Here is a 14529-nt window from a genome sequence, read left to right as displayed (position 1 = left end):
ACCATCGATTTATCTACAGTCCAATCTGCGAGCCCAGGTCGTAGACGACTTGAAGGCCGAGCACCGTGCCATTTCCGCTCACCTCAGCGCTTGGGTTGTAAAAGTTGCTCGGATTGAAGGTGTACTGAACGCTCGGCTCAAATGACAGGTACTTGGTTGCCTGCCAATGCATGTTCAGCTCGACCCGAGACTCTCCCTTTGACATATGCTGATCTCGGCCAGTTGCAGCGAAGCGCTGCTGATTCTGGAAATCAACTTGCTTGTCGGACAGGCGCAGGTAGCTAGCCTTGAGGCTTACAGAATCCTGAGGTCGACCGAATGGCCCCACTCGGGTAACACCAGCCTCTAGGAAATGCTCGAACGGCTGCGAGTTGTCAGCATTGTATGACCATGCCCCGAACACCTGCCAGGCCTGGCCAAGCGACTTGGGATCTGAGAGGTCATCACGAGCCACGGTCTGACTGAACCGGAAGATGGCCCCGCTGCTGCCTCGATGTTTCGAGCCATCAGAAATATCTATCTGCTCAGCGCTGTTGTGGAAGGCATTAAGCTCATAGCGGTATGGATAGGGGTTCTGGGCAATTGTCTGCTCAAGGCCCACCCCGGCGAGGCTGGTTGCTCCGCTGGCATTGCCCGGATCCCAGTGAACCCCCTTAGTTTTTTTAAGATAGTCTTCGGGGTTGGATTCGAATACACCACCGTGAACATACATATTGTCATTCACAGTGTATTTGGCATAGCCACCCCAGCTGCCATATGGGTAAGGCAGAATGCCGGTTGTGTACTCAATCAGTGGGTCGTTGCATGCTACGATAGTCCCACAGTTGGACACATAGAAGTAACGCTTGGCGTTAGTCCGACCAGCTGTAATTTGCAAACGATCATCCAGGAAATTCTGGCTGTACGCAAAGAGCGACAAATAGCCTGCATCGATGTCATTGTGCATCACCGAACCGGCCAGAGCACTGCCCACTGCACCTTGCCATTTATCGGCAGTAGGTACGCCCTCATTCCTCATCCAAGGGAAGAAAGTGTACTCGAAGTGAAAAGTACCCAGGTTGTTATCAAGTAGCTTGCCGAGGTCTAAATCGGCTCCTGCAAAGATCGCCCCCGCATTCGCAAAGCTGTGGGGGCGTGGCCCCGTGTCCAGATTTTTAAGAGATTGGTTCGTGACGACATAATGCAGTTTGAATGCGCTGTCATCTCCCAACGCAACGCTGGATAATAAGACTCCAGTGATTGCGGTGATGGTCAATACCGCTTTAAAACTTAATTCACGCACAGGGGTGCCCGCAAAGCTTTTATACTTATTCATACGTCTACCCAGAACTCAAAAATAGCTATTGACTTGCTTTTCAGTGAGCGATGCTTGGAATCGGGCCAGGGCCCCAAATCGACTCAAGGGTTCGGCTAATGGCGAGAAGCTCGTCATCTTGGCCAGGTAGGGAGTCAATCTCCATTCCTACGGGAAGCTTGGATTTTTCACCTAGGCCAATTGGAATGCTCAAGCCGGGCATTTTTACATTACTGCTCGGATCGGAGTTCCGGATGATGCGTAGGAAGTTCTCAGGGGTTCCGGCTTCTGGGCCAGTTTTGATTGCCACCTCAGGAACAGCAGGGAACAGAAGTGCGTCAATTTTGTTCTCTGCGAAAGTGCGCTTATAGAGTTCTTCCAGTCTAGGAAGGCTTTCTTTGATGGCTTGGTCATAGATAGGCTGACCCGCGACCATCTTTCCATCAGCACCAGGAACGAGTACCGGAACAACCATGTCGTTGAAAATGGCCTTGACGTCAGGGCTTGCTACCTGTGAAGCCAACTGGTCGAACGAGACACCAGTATTTTGCTCCTTCAGATATGCTGAGAGTGCTTTCTTGGCCTCAACAATCGCTACGGGAGTGGCTACTGCCGCAGCAAGCTCTTTGAGCTTAGGCATCTGAACTGGCACGACCTGCACGCCTGCTGCCTGGAGTTTTTCAAGTGCTTGACTTGCAGCTTTCCCTACGTCGCTATCCAGATCTGCCCAAAAGAAATCCGGTAGTCCGAGGCGGATTCCATTTGCTGGTTTTGCGGGCAATGGGTTTTTCCCGCTTAGAATTGAGTCGAGTAACACCACATCCCCGACTGTATTCGCCATGGGCCCTGCTGTATCACGGGTAGGGGAAATGGGGGTGATACCCTGACCGCTGTAGCGACCAACCGTGGGGCGGAAACCTAAGCAGCCATTCAACGCACAAGGTTCTCGAGTTGACCCACCTGTGTCAGTACCCAGTGCTATAGGCACCATTCTCGCTCCAAGAGCAACTGCGCTGCCAGATGACGAGCCACCTGAGATCCGAGATTGGTCGAAAGCGTTACGAATGCCGATCACATCTTTGGTGTGATAACCCAGGTTGTACCCCGTCACGCCAAACGCCAACTCATGCATGTTGGTTTTGCCGAGGATGATTGCCCCAGCGGCCTCGAGCTTGTCGATGATAGGGGCGTTCGCCTTAGGCATGAAATGGCGCAAGGCTGGAGTGCCAGCAGTATTTGCGAAACCTACAACTTGAATGTTGTCTTTGATGGCAATCGGGACGCCATCGAGTGGCCTGCATTCCCTACCGCTTGAAAGCCGAGCATCGACCTTTTTAGCTTCCGCCAAGGCACGTCGGTGATCTACAGCGATGAACGCGTTGAGCTGGGGGCGTGCATCAATCCGCTGTAACCAGTATTTGACTACTTCCTGGCTGGTGACCTGCTTGCTGCAGATTGCCTGAGCGGTCTGCTCAGCGCTGAGGGTGTAGAGAGGGCTCAGAGCTTCCGCAGCGTAGCTGTTTGAAATTCCGGATGTGATGGCCAAAGCCAGCAGTGCTGTTTTTTTATTCACGTTAGGTTTCCGAGGTTTGGCCGATACCCCTCCGGCACCGGTGCCTCATTTACCCATACGGAAAACTACTCAAAAATCCTCATAATTGAGGATGTGTTCAGTGGGGCCGGCCCCGAACCGCCAGTTCGGTACGATTGCTTGCACCAGTTTTGTGCATCGCATTCTTGAGGTGCGTTCTGACTGTGGTAAATCCAATACCCATCAAACGTGCGATCTCCTTGTCGCTGCAACCTGCTGCGACGTGTTCGATCACCGATACCTCCCGCCTGGTAAGGCCCACGCCAGGGGGCGGAGAGACGCACGACAACGACTGTTCGAAATAGGGCGTTAGGGCGTTCAGCATGGCCACATCGCGATAGTTGAATGATGGCTGGTCGGCGCTACGCCATATCCTCAGGTCTCCGATGTCGCGCCCTTGATCAAAGAAGAAGACGTTGATCCCGTGGTGCATACCGCATGGCTTCAGAAAATCAACGTAATGCTCACTGGCCTCGAGCGATTTCCGGTCGATCACATCATCTACACAGGTCGCTGTCCTCAATGACCGCATTTTCCAGGTGACGATGTCATTCACATGCCTGTGGCTGTCGTATTCGATGAGCTTGCGGGAATCGATGTTCAGCGATACACAACGCGTGGAAACTGCGCGCCTATCGTCGCAAACGTATGAAGCCCCGAAGTCGGATTTGAGAAGCTTGGTAACATCCACCAGGATTTGACGCCTCACATCCTCCTGGTCACCACCAGAGGCTTTGAGCCTCCAGATGACCTGTGTGAAGAGGTCAAGCTCGTCAGTGGTCATGTCCACTTGATTATTTTTCATGATCGACCTCCTACAAGAAACGCATTTCCTTAGCAAAAAGCGTACCTCGACTGTGTGCGGCTGACCCTTTCCGAGAATTTTTGGGGACAAACCATTCAAGCCCACTCGTGCATCCTGCTCGGTCTGCATTGCGGCTGGCAGGTAAAGCGGATTCTGGAGTGAGGTTGCTGCTGGGCCGCTTGTGCCTTAGATTGCGGCCACTTATAGGCAGCACCCCACACCCAAGGATACGTCCAGATGCAGCCCCTCCATGAATGGGAAGTTCAGCTTGCTGGCGGCAACTCCATGCTGCTGCACAACATTGCTTCGCACAACGAAACGACCGGTCACTTCTAGTGCCTCAACAATTAATTCGAGAAAGTTGAATATATAACCAAACCCTCGCAAGGTGTGAATGCGAAATCGCAGTACCAGAGTGCAAAACCGCAGGAACACAAAGCGAAATCACAGTAATCAAGTGCGAAACCACAAGACAATACTGCGACGTCGCAAGCAACTATTGCGATTTCGCTTACAGGTAGTCGAATCGCTGCTAGAGCGATACTGACTTTGCGTCAAGTATTTGAGTGTCGAGAGGTCTCAAGGTGTGCAGAAAGCCACGACAAACGTATCCTTTATCAACCTGGGCGTTGGAATAAATCTCATCTTCGACCCTAATTGCAGCTCGCCGAATCTCTGAGAGATATGCAGTTTTATAGCCATCGGTAACGTCCACGGACTGCCCCTCCCCGTCATGATCGCAGAGGACTTTAATATAAAACGCTCCAACCTCAGCACGCTCAGCAATAGAAATGAAAATGGCTCGAAGAATTTTCCGTGGGAGATGCTTCCTATCGATAAGACTTTCAGAAACTTTAGTCAAAAAGTCCCTGACATTCGACTCACTAATTTTGGGTTGATCGACACCAGCAAATACGTAATCACCGCTAGTTTGCCTCATCGCATATAGCAATTGACAATACGCAGAGTCATTGAGTACCAAGTGGAATTCCTCGGAGTTTTTTAGCGAATCAGACTCATCAGCTTTGTCACGAAGAGGTAATACAATATACCTGGTTTCATGACAAACATAGTCTTTCCTGATCTTCTCAATTTCGCCAGGACGAACACCCGAAAAAAGCATAAAGAGAACAGCTGCTGATGCAGTTTTAAATGAGGTTGGGACTTCGCGCCGTGGCTGAGCATCACCAATTTCAATTGCACTTGAGATAACAGCTCCAAGCTCGTTTGGATTTACCCGAATCTTGTCGCGCTTGTTGTCATGCCAATTGCCAAGCGCAGTCATGATATCCACCGGATTGTAAGTATAAATACGCACCCCTGCCTCATCCTTAAAAAAAACGATGACATAAGAGAAAACCGAGCCCAATAACGAAACCGCTTTATTAGCCGAACGGTTGCGCGGCTGACTCATTTCCCCACTAGCCCTCATCACTGGCGCAGTTGTTTTAGCATGCAGTTCAAGCACAATGTCATTCGTCACAGCGATCAACGCTAGATCACCGTACACAGGTCTGATGTAGTTATCGTAGGTTTTCGTATAATCGCCAATAGTGCTTTTAGCAAGTTTAGTTTTATTAGCAATCATCGATTCAAAGGCTTCATTAACAGTAATGCTTTCCCTCAGGCTCTTTTATGCTCCTCAACCAAAATCACATCAAGGTTAGCGTAGATCTTTTCAGCAACCTCCCTGATAACTGGTAGTTTCGTAGACTTGTAGTCGAAGACGTCAATCTTGCGCCGCTGATCTTTAAAGGTTTTTCCACCGGCTTTGGTGACGCGTAAAGCCAAGCCTTTTGTATGAGTGTCATACACATAAATCTCAGACTTACCCTCAGGGCAAACCAGGTCTCTAAGCGCATCTTTAGTGAAATTGATCTTCAATGCCACGCCCACACTCCTTCCTGGCTCTAAACCGTTGATTTCCGCAAGATTTTCGTGTCTAATCGCCAGCTCACATCGCGCCCCGATGGTGAAATTGGTAGACACATCGCACTTAAAATGCGCCGCCGAAAGGTGTGCCGGTTCGAGTCCGGCTCGGGGCACCACTAAACACCCCTTCCTTCGCAAGACCCGGCCATCAGCACCACATTCCTGCTGATCTATCTCTCGTGCCTAAGCTATGTGAGCCTTCACATGCCTTAAAGCTGTCTAAAAAACGATCAATTCATTCGACTCGATAGCTTAGTAGCTCTTGGTAGCGGGCTTGGTAGCTGCGCCGGCAGCTCAACTCAGCACCCAACAGCCCTGCTCAGCTCTCACAAGCCCTCGGCAGCGGTGCAATACTCACTTCAAGGCTTTGATTCTCAAACCTTTTAAGCTCAAGTAAGCCGAGTTCAGCTCTCGTAAGCTTTCAACAGCTCTCGTAAGCGGAATGAGGGGCAGAATGACTTAAAATCTGTCGGCGTGAGCCTTGCGGGTTCGAGTCCCGCCACTCGCACCAAATTCCCCTGAAAAGGCGCCTGCATGGCACCTTTTTAGCGTCTGGCAGCAATGTTTTGCGCAGCTGCTAAAGTGGAGCATACATTCGCCCACTGGAACGCCGCCATGCGCTACTCCCTATTCGATGGTCAACGCGACATCATCATCCTGCTTGCCCGCGTGCTGTTGATGATCCTGTTCGTCTTGTCAGGCTGGGCCAAACTGACCGGTTTCGACGGGACCGTCGCCTACATGACCTCCCTGGGTGCCCCCGCCCCCATGCTGGCGGCCGCAATTGCGGTACTGATGGAGTTCGTGGTCGCCATCCTGCTGATCGTTGGCTTCTATACCCGGCCACTGGCAGCGCTGTTCGCGCTGTTCGTGCTGGGCACCGCGCTGATCGGCCACCCTTTCTGGAACATGGTCGACCCCGAACGCAGTGCCAACATGACCCAGTTCCTGAAGAACATGGCCATTATGGGTGGCCTGCTGCTATTGGCCGTGAGCGGCCCTGGGCGCTTCTCCGTAGACGGGCGCTGAGTCAGTCGTCGCAGTCATCGAACCACGCCGGGTGCTCGAGCCGCTCTTCATCAAGGTCATCGAAGTCACCCGGCGTTTCGTCTTCCTCCAGCTCATCTTCGGCGCCCTGGGCGTCCGCCTCGTGTTCCACGTCGTCGCCATAGAGGAATTCGTGATCGAGCAGATGATCGTGCTCCGGCTCGTGAAGGTCGTCTTGGTCGCGCATGCTGGCTCCTGAAGTGTTTGGCAGGCCTGTATAGGCCGATCGAGGTGCCGGGTCAATGGGGGCTATTAATGCACCGTTAATGCCACCAGCCCAATCTGCAGGCTCTCCCTTCAAACGTTGCTTGCCCGCCTTCATGGCGGGCTTTTTTTCGCCCCGCCAATGACTCCGCCCCAAATGACAGGCTGATCACCTGCGCTTCACGAAATACCGACATCTGCTTGCGCACACTGACCCCGCTCCGTACGTTCTTGCAGCCCGCCGCACATTTGCCGCGGGCTTTTCTTTGTTCGACAGCCTGTGGCTGCTCACCCTCATGATCTGGAGCAGTTTTCCCCTCCCGCGCAAGGTCTATGCTGATCCGGCCATCACCCAAGCTCATTCGGATAGACACGGAGGCTCCTATGAAAGCTGCTGTTGTTGCGCCAGGCCGTCGCGTGGACGTTGTCGAGAAAACCCTGCGCCCACTGGAACACGGCGAAGCGCTGCTGAAGATGCAATGCTGCGGGGTATGCCATACCGACCTGCATGTCAAAAATGGCGACTTCGGTGACAAGACCGGTGTCGTGCTGGGTCACGAAGGCATTGGAGTGGTTCAGGAGGTAGGCCCTGGTGTCACTTCGCTCAAGCCCGGCGACCGCGCCAGCGTTGCCTGGTTTTACCAGGGCTGTGGGCACTGCGAATACTGCACCAGTGGCAACGAAACACTGTGCCGCGAAGTGAAGAATTCCGGCTACACCGTCGACGGCGGCATGGCCGAGGCCTGTATCGTCAAGGCCGACTACTCGGTCAAGGTGCCTGATGGACTCGACTCTGCAGCGGCCAGCAGCGTCACCTGCGCCGGCGTCACCACCTACAAGGCCGTGAAAAGCTCCAACATTCGCCCCGGCCAGTGGATCGCCGTCTATGGCCTCGGTGGCTTGGGCAATCTGGCCCTGCAATATGCGAAGAATGTGTTCAACGCCAAAGTGATTGCCATCGACGTCAACGACGAGCAACTGCGCTTCGCCAGCGAGATGGGCGCCGACATGGTGGTCAACCCCCGCACCGAGGATGCAGCGAAAGTCATTCAGGCCAAGACCGGTGGTGCCCATGCAGCCGTGGTTACGGCAGTAGCCAAAGCCGCATTCGACTCGGCGGTAGACGCCCTGCGTGCCGGTGGCCGCCTAGTTGCGGTCGGCCTGCCCTCCGAAGCCATGAACCTGAACATCCCCCGCCTGGTACTGGACGGCATCGAAGTAATCGGCTCGCTGGTGGGCACGCGCCAGGACTTGCAGGAGGCCTTCCAGTTTGCCGCAGAAGGCAAAGTCGTGCCGAAGGTGACACTCCGGCCGATCGAAGACATCAACCAGATCTTCGACGAGATGCTGGAAGGCAAGATCAAAGGCCGCATGGTGATCCAGTTCGAAGGTTGACCTGCTGACTACGCGCCGAAGATTACCACTGCACAGCCCGCAGACAATCCGTTGCGGGCTTCGCTTCCACCGGTCAATTTCTGCCCATTGGGGCAACGCTCAAGTTCGACCGCGCGTTCATGCCCTGTAGCAAAGGGGTCACCCCGTCCACGAGTGGCGACGTTGCGCACGCATGGCTACGAATACATTGATGATTGCCAGCACCGGCAAACACTTGGCCGGCCGGCCTACCCTCATGCGGGCAATCGGCAGCCGCTTCTTTGAGAATCTTGTCCAACGATTCAACCATGCTGGAATAATCCATTCCTGACTCCGTCGTTGGTGAACATCGCTTACGTTCAACCATAGCTGAGAAACATTTCAACAGTACGCTGGGAAATACCCTGATACAGACCACTCCCTTCAGTGAAGCTGACCGATCACCGGCATACCAGGTTCAAAGAAAAATCTCGCACTGTTCGACGTGAGGGTTTTAATGGTCTGTACGGCTTGTACTTGCAGGAGACAGCAATGACCATTCGCAGCCTGGCCAGAATTCTTCCCCAAGACCCCAGCCGTCCAGGCTGGGTGCTTGGATGGGGTGTACTAAGAGACCGCTACCCCTGGCATTTTGTCGATGTCTATGCCGACCAGCAAACAGCACAGGCAGAGGCGCGGCGGCGCGGCGCGGGCTATGTGGTCGAGCATGGGTCACACCGGCTGGGGTCGAAGGAATTCATCTGTGGAACGAGCCTGCCGGAAGGCTAGCGCTGCGTTACTCGCTGCTGCGCACAAAAATCCGACAGAGTGACCAGGGCATCACCGCCGCGTGAGCTAAAGTTCTTGATGAACACACGCAACGTGAGATACCCATCATGATAAAAAGTGAAGCAGAAGAGGTGATCGAGCGTATCAGGCAGGATCTCGAGAAGCATGGTGTGAATATCGGCTTTGTACAAGAAGTTACCATACCGTATTTCGGTTGTGATCTTGACCACTACGTTGCGCAGGTCAGCGAGGCGCCAGGAAACTTGGTCAAACGCATCCTGATACACGATGAGGCCTTATGGAGGGTGTTCAGGCGAGGTGATGTGCCTCGCTGCAAGATCAGTGAATGCCAATGCCGAGGCGAGCTGTTCGGCATGCCCATCATGATAGAGCCAAGAACCGATGACTCTTACACCATCCTGTACAACAACGGTCAAACAGGGTTTTGAGCTAACCGACGTACCCTCCGCAGGCTTTTAGCCTGCGGAGAACTCTAGCCGAGGCGCGACTCAGCATTTTACCTTCCACAACTGGTCAATTCGCGTCGTGTAGGATTGGCTCATCATCTCCCTCTTCATGCCCCAATCCGGCACCGCGGGCACACTGGCAGTGCGCACTGTACCCCTCCCCCAGCGCCCATTGATGTCGTCCATGACCGCCATCAATCGGTCGCACGCCACCGACTGCTTCAGGGCAAAAAGATCTTCTGAAAATTCGCCCGGTTGTCGAAGGTCCATCAACAGCACCTCGGCCTTGCTGTAGCGAAACCCGGGGCGGAAGATTTGCTCGACCGCTGCCGTAGCCAGCCCGGTCATGAGCAGTGTGTCGCAGGTCGGATAGGGCAGCTCCACCAATGCTCCCTGGGCGTGGTGTGGCTCCTGCGGGTTGAACATGCCGGTGCGGATGCTGACGCGCATGCGCTTGCACAGCGAACCCTGGGCACGCAATTTTTCCGCCGCACGGCCAACGTAGGTGGCCACTGCCTGCTTGATCGGCGCCAGGTCAGCAAGCCGCCTGCCGAACATGCGGCTGCAGCATATTTCCTGCTTCGGCGGCTCGACCTCATCCAGCTCAAGGCAGGGCGTACCGGCCAGCTCCCGGGCCGTTTTCTCCACGACCACGCTGAACTTGCGTCGCAGCGTCCAGGCATCGGCCCTGGCCAGGTCCATCGCCGTATGGATGCCCATTGCCTCGAAGTGGGCGGCCATGCGCCGGCCAACACCCCACACCTCCTTCACCTTGGTATTGCGGAGCACCCAGTCGCGCTTGAACGCATCGGTAATGTCCACAACCCCGCCCGTCTGGGCCTGTATGCGCTTGGCCGTATGGTTGGCCAGCTTGGCGAGCGTCTTCGTACCGGCGATGCCAACGCCAACCGGGATGCCCGTGCATTGAAAGACTCTTGAACGCACATTTCGCCCAAACAGGGTCAGGTCGCCCTGAATTCCGGACAGGTCAGCGAAGCACTCATCGATACTGTAGACCTCGGCGGCAGGCACCATCGACTCGATCAGCGACATGACGCGCTCGCTCATGTCGCCATACAGCGCGTAATTGCTACTGAAAGCCTTGATGCCGTGGCGGCGTAATTTGTCCTTGGCCTGGAAATACGGTTCGCCCATCTTCACGAAGGGTTTTGCGTCGTATGACCTGGCAATCACGCAGCCGTCATTGTTGCTCAGCACCACGATCGGGGTCTTGGCCAGGTCGGGCCTGAACACACGCTCGCAGCTCGCGTAGAACGCATTGCAGTCGATGAGCGCGAAAACCGGGTCACTGCGCATGGTCACGAACGCTGTAACGCACAACGCCCCATACCACGAAGTCATCCCCTTCCATGATGTACCGCGCCGGGTAAGCGGGGTTTTCAGACTTGAGGATCACCACCCCGTCGCGGCGGTGCAGGCGCTTGCACACCGGCTCGCAGTTGACCGCGGCAATGACGATGTCGCCGTGCTCCGCCTCACGGCCACGGTCTACGATGACCAGATCACCTGAGTAGATGCCAGCGCCTTGCATGCTGTCGCCTTCAACTTTCACCAGATACACATGGGGTGCGCGGATGTCGAACAGCTCATCCAGGGAAATATGGCCTTCCAGGTGGTCTGCGGCAGGCGAAGGGAAACCGGCCGGAACGTGGAACGAGTACTGCGGGAAGGATTCGGTGCCGCCAGTCGGCGGACCGAGATAGGTGATGGTCATGACGGAAGGTCCAATGCAAACTGTATGCATATACAGTAAATCCGGCATTGGGCATGCGGTCAATCACGCACGGCGAAAATTCTGACGGACGAGAGGTGGATTATGTGCGGGCGCTACTCGATCTACGAGTCGATGGATCACTACCTGCGCCAGCTCGCGCTGGACCTGGTGGTGATCAATGGCTACGACCACGAGCCGATCAACCGCTACAACGTTGCGCCGTCCACGCGCGTGGAACTCGTTCGCCAGCGTGGTGACGGTTTGTACGTGGACCGGGTCAAGTGGGGTTGGTCGCCTGCCTGGGCCAAAGGCAAGCGCCCGGATCCGATCAATGCTCGAGCCGAGACGGCAGTGACAGGTAAATTCTTCAAGGCGCTTTGGCCGAACGGCAGAGCCCTGGCGCCTGCCAATGGTTGGTTTGAGTGGCTCGCGGACCCAGCGGACCCAAAGCGCAAGCAGCCCTGCTACATCACCAGTGCCGACGGCGGCCCGCTTTTCTTTGCGGCGCTGGCAGAGGTGCACCACGGCGTGGCACCGGATGAGCGCGATGGCTTCGTGATCATCACTGCAGCCGCAGACCAGGGGCTTATCGACATCCACGACCGAAAGCCTCTGGTGCTGACGCCGCAATTGGCAAGGGAATGGCTGGACCCCGCCACATCGGCGCAACGTGCGGCGACGATCATCGAAAAAGGCTGCCGCCCCGCACAGGATTTCCGCTGGTTTCCGGTTGGAAAAGCAGTGGGCAATGTTCGCAACGAGGGGGCGGAGTTGATAGAACCTGCCAATGATCGGGACCGTCAGGGGGACCTGGGGTTTTGAAGCGGGTAGCCGGGCTTCCCGCTTCGCAGGCGCTCATTAGCCTGCTTCCTCCACCTGCTTGTAAATGCGGAATCCCCGTGCTTGATAGTTTTGAAGGGCAGCAGGATGGTCAAGTGTGCACGTGTGCACCCATACCCGCTCTGTGCCAGGCCACTCCCATGCAGATAGGGCGGCGTGGCTCAACAGCGCCCCGCCGAACCCGCTCCCTATGAACTGCGGCGCCAGCCCGAAATATCGGATCTCAGTGTTACGGCCATCGGGACGATAAAGCTCGTAGTAGCCGGCAATTGCACCTCGGTGGTAGGCAACCCACGTTCGATGGCAATCCTGCTCAACGAGTGCCCGCCAATCGGCGTCACGCCAGGTATCAAGATCGCCCCATTCCCAGGGCGCGCCTACGAGTTGGTAGAGGAATTTGTTGAATAGCGCCTGAGGCACTTCGCACTCGATAATCTGTAGGTCATGCCGCTGGGGCTTCGCCTGCAGGTCTGAAGCCGAAGTCATTTCCAAGTAGTAGGTAGTGCAAGAACGATTCATTACGGGCACCCTTTGCTCCCTTTCGTGCGCGGACAAGCATGCCAGCAACAGCTTGATTTCGGCCAGCCCGCACGTGCGCCTCGTAAGGGGCGCAAGACAGCGTCGTGGCCGGGGCTCAGCAGTACGCAATCAGGCGTAGGGCTAATGCCTGTCAGTTACGTAATTTGGGGCCGCTTTGCGGCCCTTCGCGGGCACGCCCGCTCCCACAGGGGATCGCGCATTTCCTGAGTTCAGCGCTTGAAACGTGTGGGAGCGGGCGTGCCCGCGAAGGGCTGCAAAGCAGCCCCAGTAACGCTTAACTGACAGGCATCAGGCGTAGGGCTGCCTTTAGTTTAGGAACGTTTGGCATTTTTTGACGCGCAAATAAAAACCCCGCAGACGTTAATCTGCGGGGCTTTCGAATGGTGGAGGCCGAGGTCGGAATCGAACCGGCGTAGACGGATTTGCAATCCGGAGCATAACCACTTTGCTACTCGGCCTCAAAGTCGGACATAGCAGCTTGCGCTTTGCTATCCCCTTGAAACACTGAACCTTTTTCAAAGTTCGCTGCGTTTCGATGGGCGCCATTATGTCTTCATTCTTTTAACCTTGCAACCCCCTCGACGAAAAAAAATTTCAACGGGTTCAAGGTGTTAGCGCAGGCGGCCGAGTTTACTCCACAAACCCACCAAGGTGTTCTCCACCGCGCCACTGGCTGCCACGCCGATTCGCTCCTGCAGGCTTTTACGCTCGGCATAGTGCAGGTGGAACAGGTTGGCGTTGCGGGCACGTTCGCTCAGGTACTCGTCGCTGGTCTGCAAGGTATCCACCAACTGGCGGTTCAGGGCCGCCACACCTAGCCACACTTCACCGGTAGCCACTTCGTCAATGTGCAATTGCGGGCGATAGCGGGCAACGAAGTCCTTGAACAACTGGTGGGTGATGTCGAGGTCTTCCTGGAACTTCTCCCGGCCTTTCTCGGTGTTTTCGCCGAATACGGTCAAGGTGCGCTTGTATTCGCCAGCGGTCAGCACCTCGAAATCGATGTCGTGTTTCTTCAGCAAGCGATTGACGTTGGGCAGTTGCGCCACCACGCCGATCGAACCCAGTACGGCGAATGGCGCACTGACGATCTTGTCGCCGATACAGGCCATCATATAACCACCGCTGGCAGCCACCTTGTCGATGCACACGGTCAGCGGGATGCCTGCCTGGCGAATGCGCGCCAGCTGGGAGGCGGCCAGGCCGTAGCTGTGCACCAGACCACCGCCGCTTTCCAGGCGCAGTACCACTTCATCGCGTGCGGTAGCGAGGGTCAGCAGGGCAGTGATTTCATTGCGCAGGCTTTCAGTGGCCGAGGCCTTGATGTCGCCATCGAAGTCCAGGACGAACACGCGGCCCTGCTCGTCAGCCTTGCCTTTGCCCTTCTTCTGTTGTTTCTCCGCCTTGGCCTGCTGCTTGCGCAGCGCCTTTAGCTGGGCCTTGTCGAGCAAACCGGATTCCAGGCGCTCGCGCAGGTCCTTGTAGAACTCGTTCAGACGGGTGACCTGCAACTGCCCACCCGATTTGCGCCGCCCTTTGCCACGCAGCCCGGCGATGGCCGATAAAACCACCAGAATGGCGATGACCAGGGTGGCGGTTTTGGCGAGAAAGCTTGCGTATTCGGCAAGAAACTCCACAGTTGTCCTCAATGCCCGGAATTAAAGGGCTACGCTACCATGGCTTGTGACACTTTGGTACGGTCTTGTGACATTCCGAAGCATTTGAGGCAGGCTCAGCGGCGGACCTTTTGGGCACCCTTCTGGGGCCTTTTCGCCTGCGCACGAGGGGCCTTATCGCCCCAGAGCGAGCCCATGAGGGCCACACGGGGGAACCTCGGTGAGTAGAAGCAATGAGGTGGTCTCTCAGATTTTTCTATCAGATTTTCATCAGGGGCCCTTGAAGCGAGCGTATAGCCAGAAGGCCACATGAACA

At 55.6% G+C, this 14529-nt stretch carries 15 protein-coding genes and 2 tRNA genes; 6 read left to right on the top strand and 11 right to left on the bottom strand.

Annotated elements, in window-relative coordinates:
- Positions 1–13 precede the first annotated feature (13 nt).
- The 5 genes from FPB55_RS09295 to FPB55_RS26535 form a co-directional block, all read right to left on the bottom strand.
- A complete protein-coding gene (locus FPB55_RS09295; RefSeq protein ID WP_144188031.1) occupies positions 14–1315 on the bottom strand; it encodes a carbohydrate porin in 1302 nt (433 codons plus the stop codon).
- Positions 1316–1355: 40 nt separating this feature from the next.
- Positions 1356–2867, bottom strand: a complete 1512-nt coding sequence (gene iaaH / locus FPB55_RS09290) for an indoleacetamide hydrolase (RefSeq protein WP_144188029.1) — start codon at positions 2865–2867, stop codon at positions 1356–1358.
- A gap of 97 nt (positions 2868–2964) precedes the next feature.
- Positions 2965–3690 carry a LuxR C-terminal-related transcriptional regulator gene (locus tag FPB55_RS09285; RefSeq protein WP_054881500.1) on the bottom strand — a complete coding sequence of 242 codons (726 nt, stop codon included), beginning with the start codon at positions 3688–3690 and terminating at the stop codon, positions 2965–2967.
- 532 nt (positions 3691–4222) lie between these two features.
- The gene (locus tag FPB55_RS09280) at positions 4223–5278 is read right to left on the bottom strand and encodes a recombinase (RefSeq protein WP_009681228.1); all 1056 of its coding nucleotides are present in this window, start codon (positions 5276–5278) and stop codon (positions 4223–4225) included.
- A 35-nt stretch (positions 5279–5313) separates the two neighbouring features.
- Complete coding sequence (locus FPB55_RS26535) at positions 5314–5580, bottom strand: hypothetical protein (RefSeq protein WP_009681229.1); 267 nt, start codon at positions 5578–5580, stop codon at positions 5314–5316.
- A gap of 73 nt (positions 5581–5653) precedes the next feature.
- Here FPB55_RS26535 and FPB55_RS09275 point away from each other — a divergent pair.
- Both FPB55_RS09275 and FPB55_RS09270 read left to right on the top strand, forming a co-directional pair.
- A tRNA-Leu gene (locus FPB55_RS09275) sits at positions 5654–5738 on the top strand.
- 499 nt (positions 5739–6237) lie between these two features.
- Positions 6238–6651 (top strand): DoxX family protein, encoded by a 414-nt coding sequence (locus FPB55_RS09270; protein WP_009681230.1) that lies wholly within the window; start codon positions 6238–6240, stop codon positions 6649–6651.
- A 1-nt stretch (position 6652) separates the two neighbouring features.
- Here FPB55_RS09270 and FPB55_RS09265 read toward each other — a convergent pair whose 3' ends face one another.
- Entirely contained in the window at positions 6653–6856 is a 204-nt protein-coding gene (locus FPB55_RS09265) for a hypothetical protein (protein ID WP_029886325.1), read from the bottom strand.
- A gap of 401 nt (positions 6857–7257) precedes the next feature.
- Between FPB55_RS09265 and adhP the strand changes: the two genes are divergently transcribed.
- From adhP to FPB55_RS09250, 3 genes are all read left to right on the top strand, one after another.
- A complete protein-coding gene (gene adhP / locus FPB55_RS09260; protein ID WP_115293841.1) occupies positions 7258–8268 on the top strand; it encodes an alcohol dehydrogenase AdhP in 1011 nt (336 codons plus the stop codon).
- A gap of 510 nt (positions 8269–8778) precedes the next feature.
- The gene (locus FPB55_RS09255; protein WP_033690011.1) at positions 8779–9015 is read left to right on the top strand and encodes a hypothetical protein; all 237 of its coding nucleotides are present in this window, start codon (positions 8779–8781) and stop codon (positions 9013–9015) included.
- 107 nt (positions 9016–9122) lie between these two features.
- Positions 9123–9464 carry a hypothetical protein gene (locus FPB55_RS09250; RefSeq protein ID WP_009681233.1) on the top strand — a complete coding sequence of 114 codons (342 nt, stop codon included), beginning with the start codon at positions 9123–9125 and terminating at the stop codon, positions 9462–9464.
- 60 nt (positions 9465–9524) lie between these two features.
- Here FPB55_RS09250 and FPB55_RS09245 read toward each other — a convergent pair whose 3' ends face one another.
- Complete coding sequence (locus FPB55_RS09245) at positions 9525–10799, bottom strand: Y-family DNA polymerase (protein ID WP_110676986.1); 1275 nt, start codon at positions 10797–10799, stop codon at positions 9525–9527.
- Positions 10789–11217 carry a S24 family peptidase gene (locus FPB55_RS09240; RefSeq protein ID WP_009682126.1) on the bottom strand — a complete coding sequence of 143 codons (429 nt, stop codon included), beginning with the start codon at positions 11215–11217 and terminating at the stop codon, positions 10789–10791. The genes FPB55_RS09245 and FPB55_RS09240 overlap by 11 nt, the downstream gene beginning before the upstream one ends.
- Before the next feature lie 102 nt (positions 11218–11319).
- Between FPB55_RS09240 and FPB55_RS09235 the strand changes: the two genes are divergently transcribed.
- Positions 11320–12039 (top strand): SOS response-associated peptidase family protein, encoded by a 720-nt coding sequence (locus FPB55_RS09235; protein ID WP_009682125.1) that lies wholly within the window; start codon positions 11320–11322, stop codon positions 12037–12039.
- A 36-nt stretch (positions 12040–12075) separates the two neighbouring features.
- Here FPB55_RS09235 and FPB55_RS09230 read toward each other — a convergent pair whose 3' ends face one another.
- From FPB55_RS09230 to sohB, 3 genes are all read right to left on the bottom strand, one after another.
- The gene (locus FPB55_RS09230; protein WP_144188027.1) at positions 12076–12576 is read right to left on the bottom strand and encodes a GNAT family N-acetyltransferase; all 501 of its coding nucleotides are present in this window, start codon (positions 12574–12576) and stop codon (positions 12076–12078) included.
- 405 nt (positions 12577–12981) lie between these two features.
- Positions 12982–13055: transfer RNA gene (locus FPB55_RS09225), tRNA-Cys, on the bottom strand.
- Between the two features lie 153 nt (positions 13056–13208).
- Positions 13209–14234: a protease SohB gene (gene sohB, locus FPB55_RS09220; RefSeq protein ID WP_009682123.1), complete on the bottom strand. Its 1026-nt coding sequence runs from the start codon at positions 14232–14234 to the stop codon at positions 13209–13211.
- Positions 14235–14529 lie beyond the last annotated feature (295 nt).

This window comes from Pseudomonas sp. BJP69, from assembly GCF_007633355.1.
Lineage (GTDB): Bacteria > Pseudomonadota > Gammaproteobacteria > Pseudomonadales > Pseudomonadaceae > Aquipseudomonas > Aquipseudomonas juntendi.
The sequence above is the reverse complement of the archived record's forward strand: the minus strand, read 5'-3'. Positions and strand labels throughout refer to the sequence as shown.

Bases quoted from the DNA above. Each gene is read 5' to 3' on its own strand.
- FPB55_RS09295 (WP_144188031.1), bottom strand. From the start codon at position 1,315: ATGAATAAGTATAAAAGCTTTGCGGGCACCCCTGTGCGTGAATTAAGT.
- FPB55_RS09285 (WP_054881500.1), bottom strand. From the start codon at position 3,690: ATGAAAAATAATCAAGTGGACATGACCACTGACGAGCTTGACCTCTTC.
- FPB55_RS09280 (WP_009681228.1), bottom strand. From the start codon at position 5,278: ATGATTGCTAATAAAACTAAACTTGCTAAAAGCACTATTGGCGATTAT.
- FPB55_RS09270 (WP_009681230.1), top strand. From the start codon at position 6,238: ATGCGCTACTCCCTATTCGATGGTCAACGCGACATCATCATCCTGCTT.
- FPB55_RS09265 (WP_029886325.1), bottom strand. From the start codon at position 6,856: ATGCGCGACCAAGACGACCTTCACGAGCCGGAGCACGATCATCTGCTC.
- adhP (WP_115293841.1), top strand. From the start codon at position 7,258: ATGAAAGCTGCTGTTGTTGCGCCAGGCCGTCGCGTGGACGTTGTCGAG.
- FPB55_RS09255 (WP_033690011.1), top strand. From the start codon at position 8,779: ATGACCATTCGCAGCCTGGCCAGAATTCTTCCCCAAGACCCCAGCCGT.
- FPB55_RS09250 (WP_009681233.1), top strand. From the start codon at position 9,123: ATGATAAAAAGTGAAGCAGAAGAGGTGATCGAGCGTATCAGGCAGGAT.
- FPB55_RS09245 (WP_110676986.1), bottom strand. From the start codon at position 10,799: ATGCGCAGTGACCCGGTTTTCGCGCTCATCGACTGCAATGCGTTCTAC.
- FPB55_RS09240 (WP_009682126.1), bottom strand. From the start codon at position 11,217: ATGACCATCACCTATCTCGGTCCGCCGACTGGCGGCACCGAATCCTTC.
- FPB55_RS09235 (WP_009682125.1), top strand. From the start codon at position 11,320: ATGTGCGGGCGCTACTCGATCTACGAGTCGATGGATCACTACCTGCGC.
- FPB55_RS09230 (WP_144188027.1), bottom strand. From the start codon at position 12,576: ATGAATCGTTCTTGCACTACCTACTACTTGGAAATGACTTCGGCTTCA.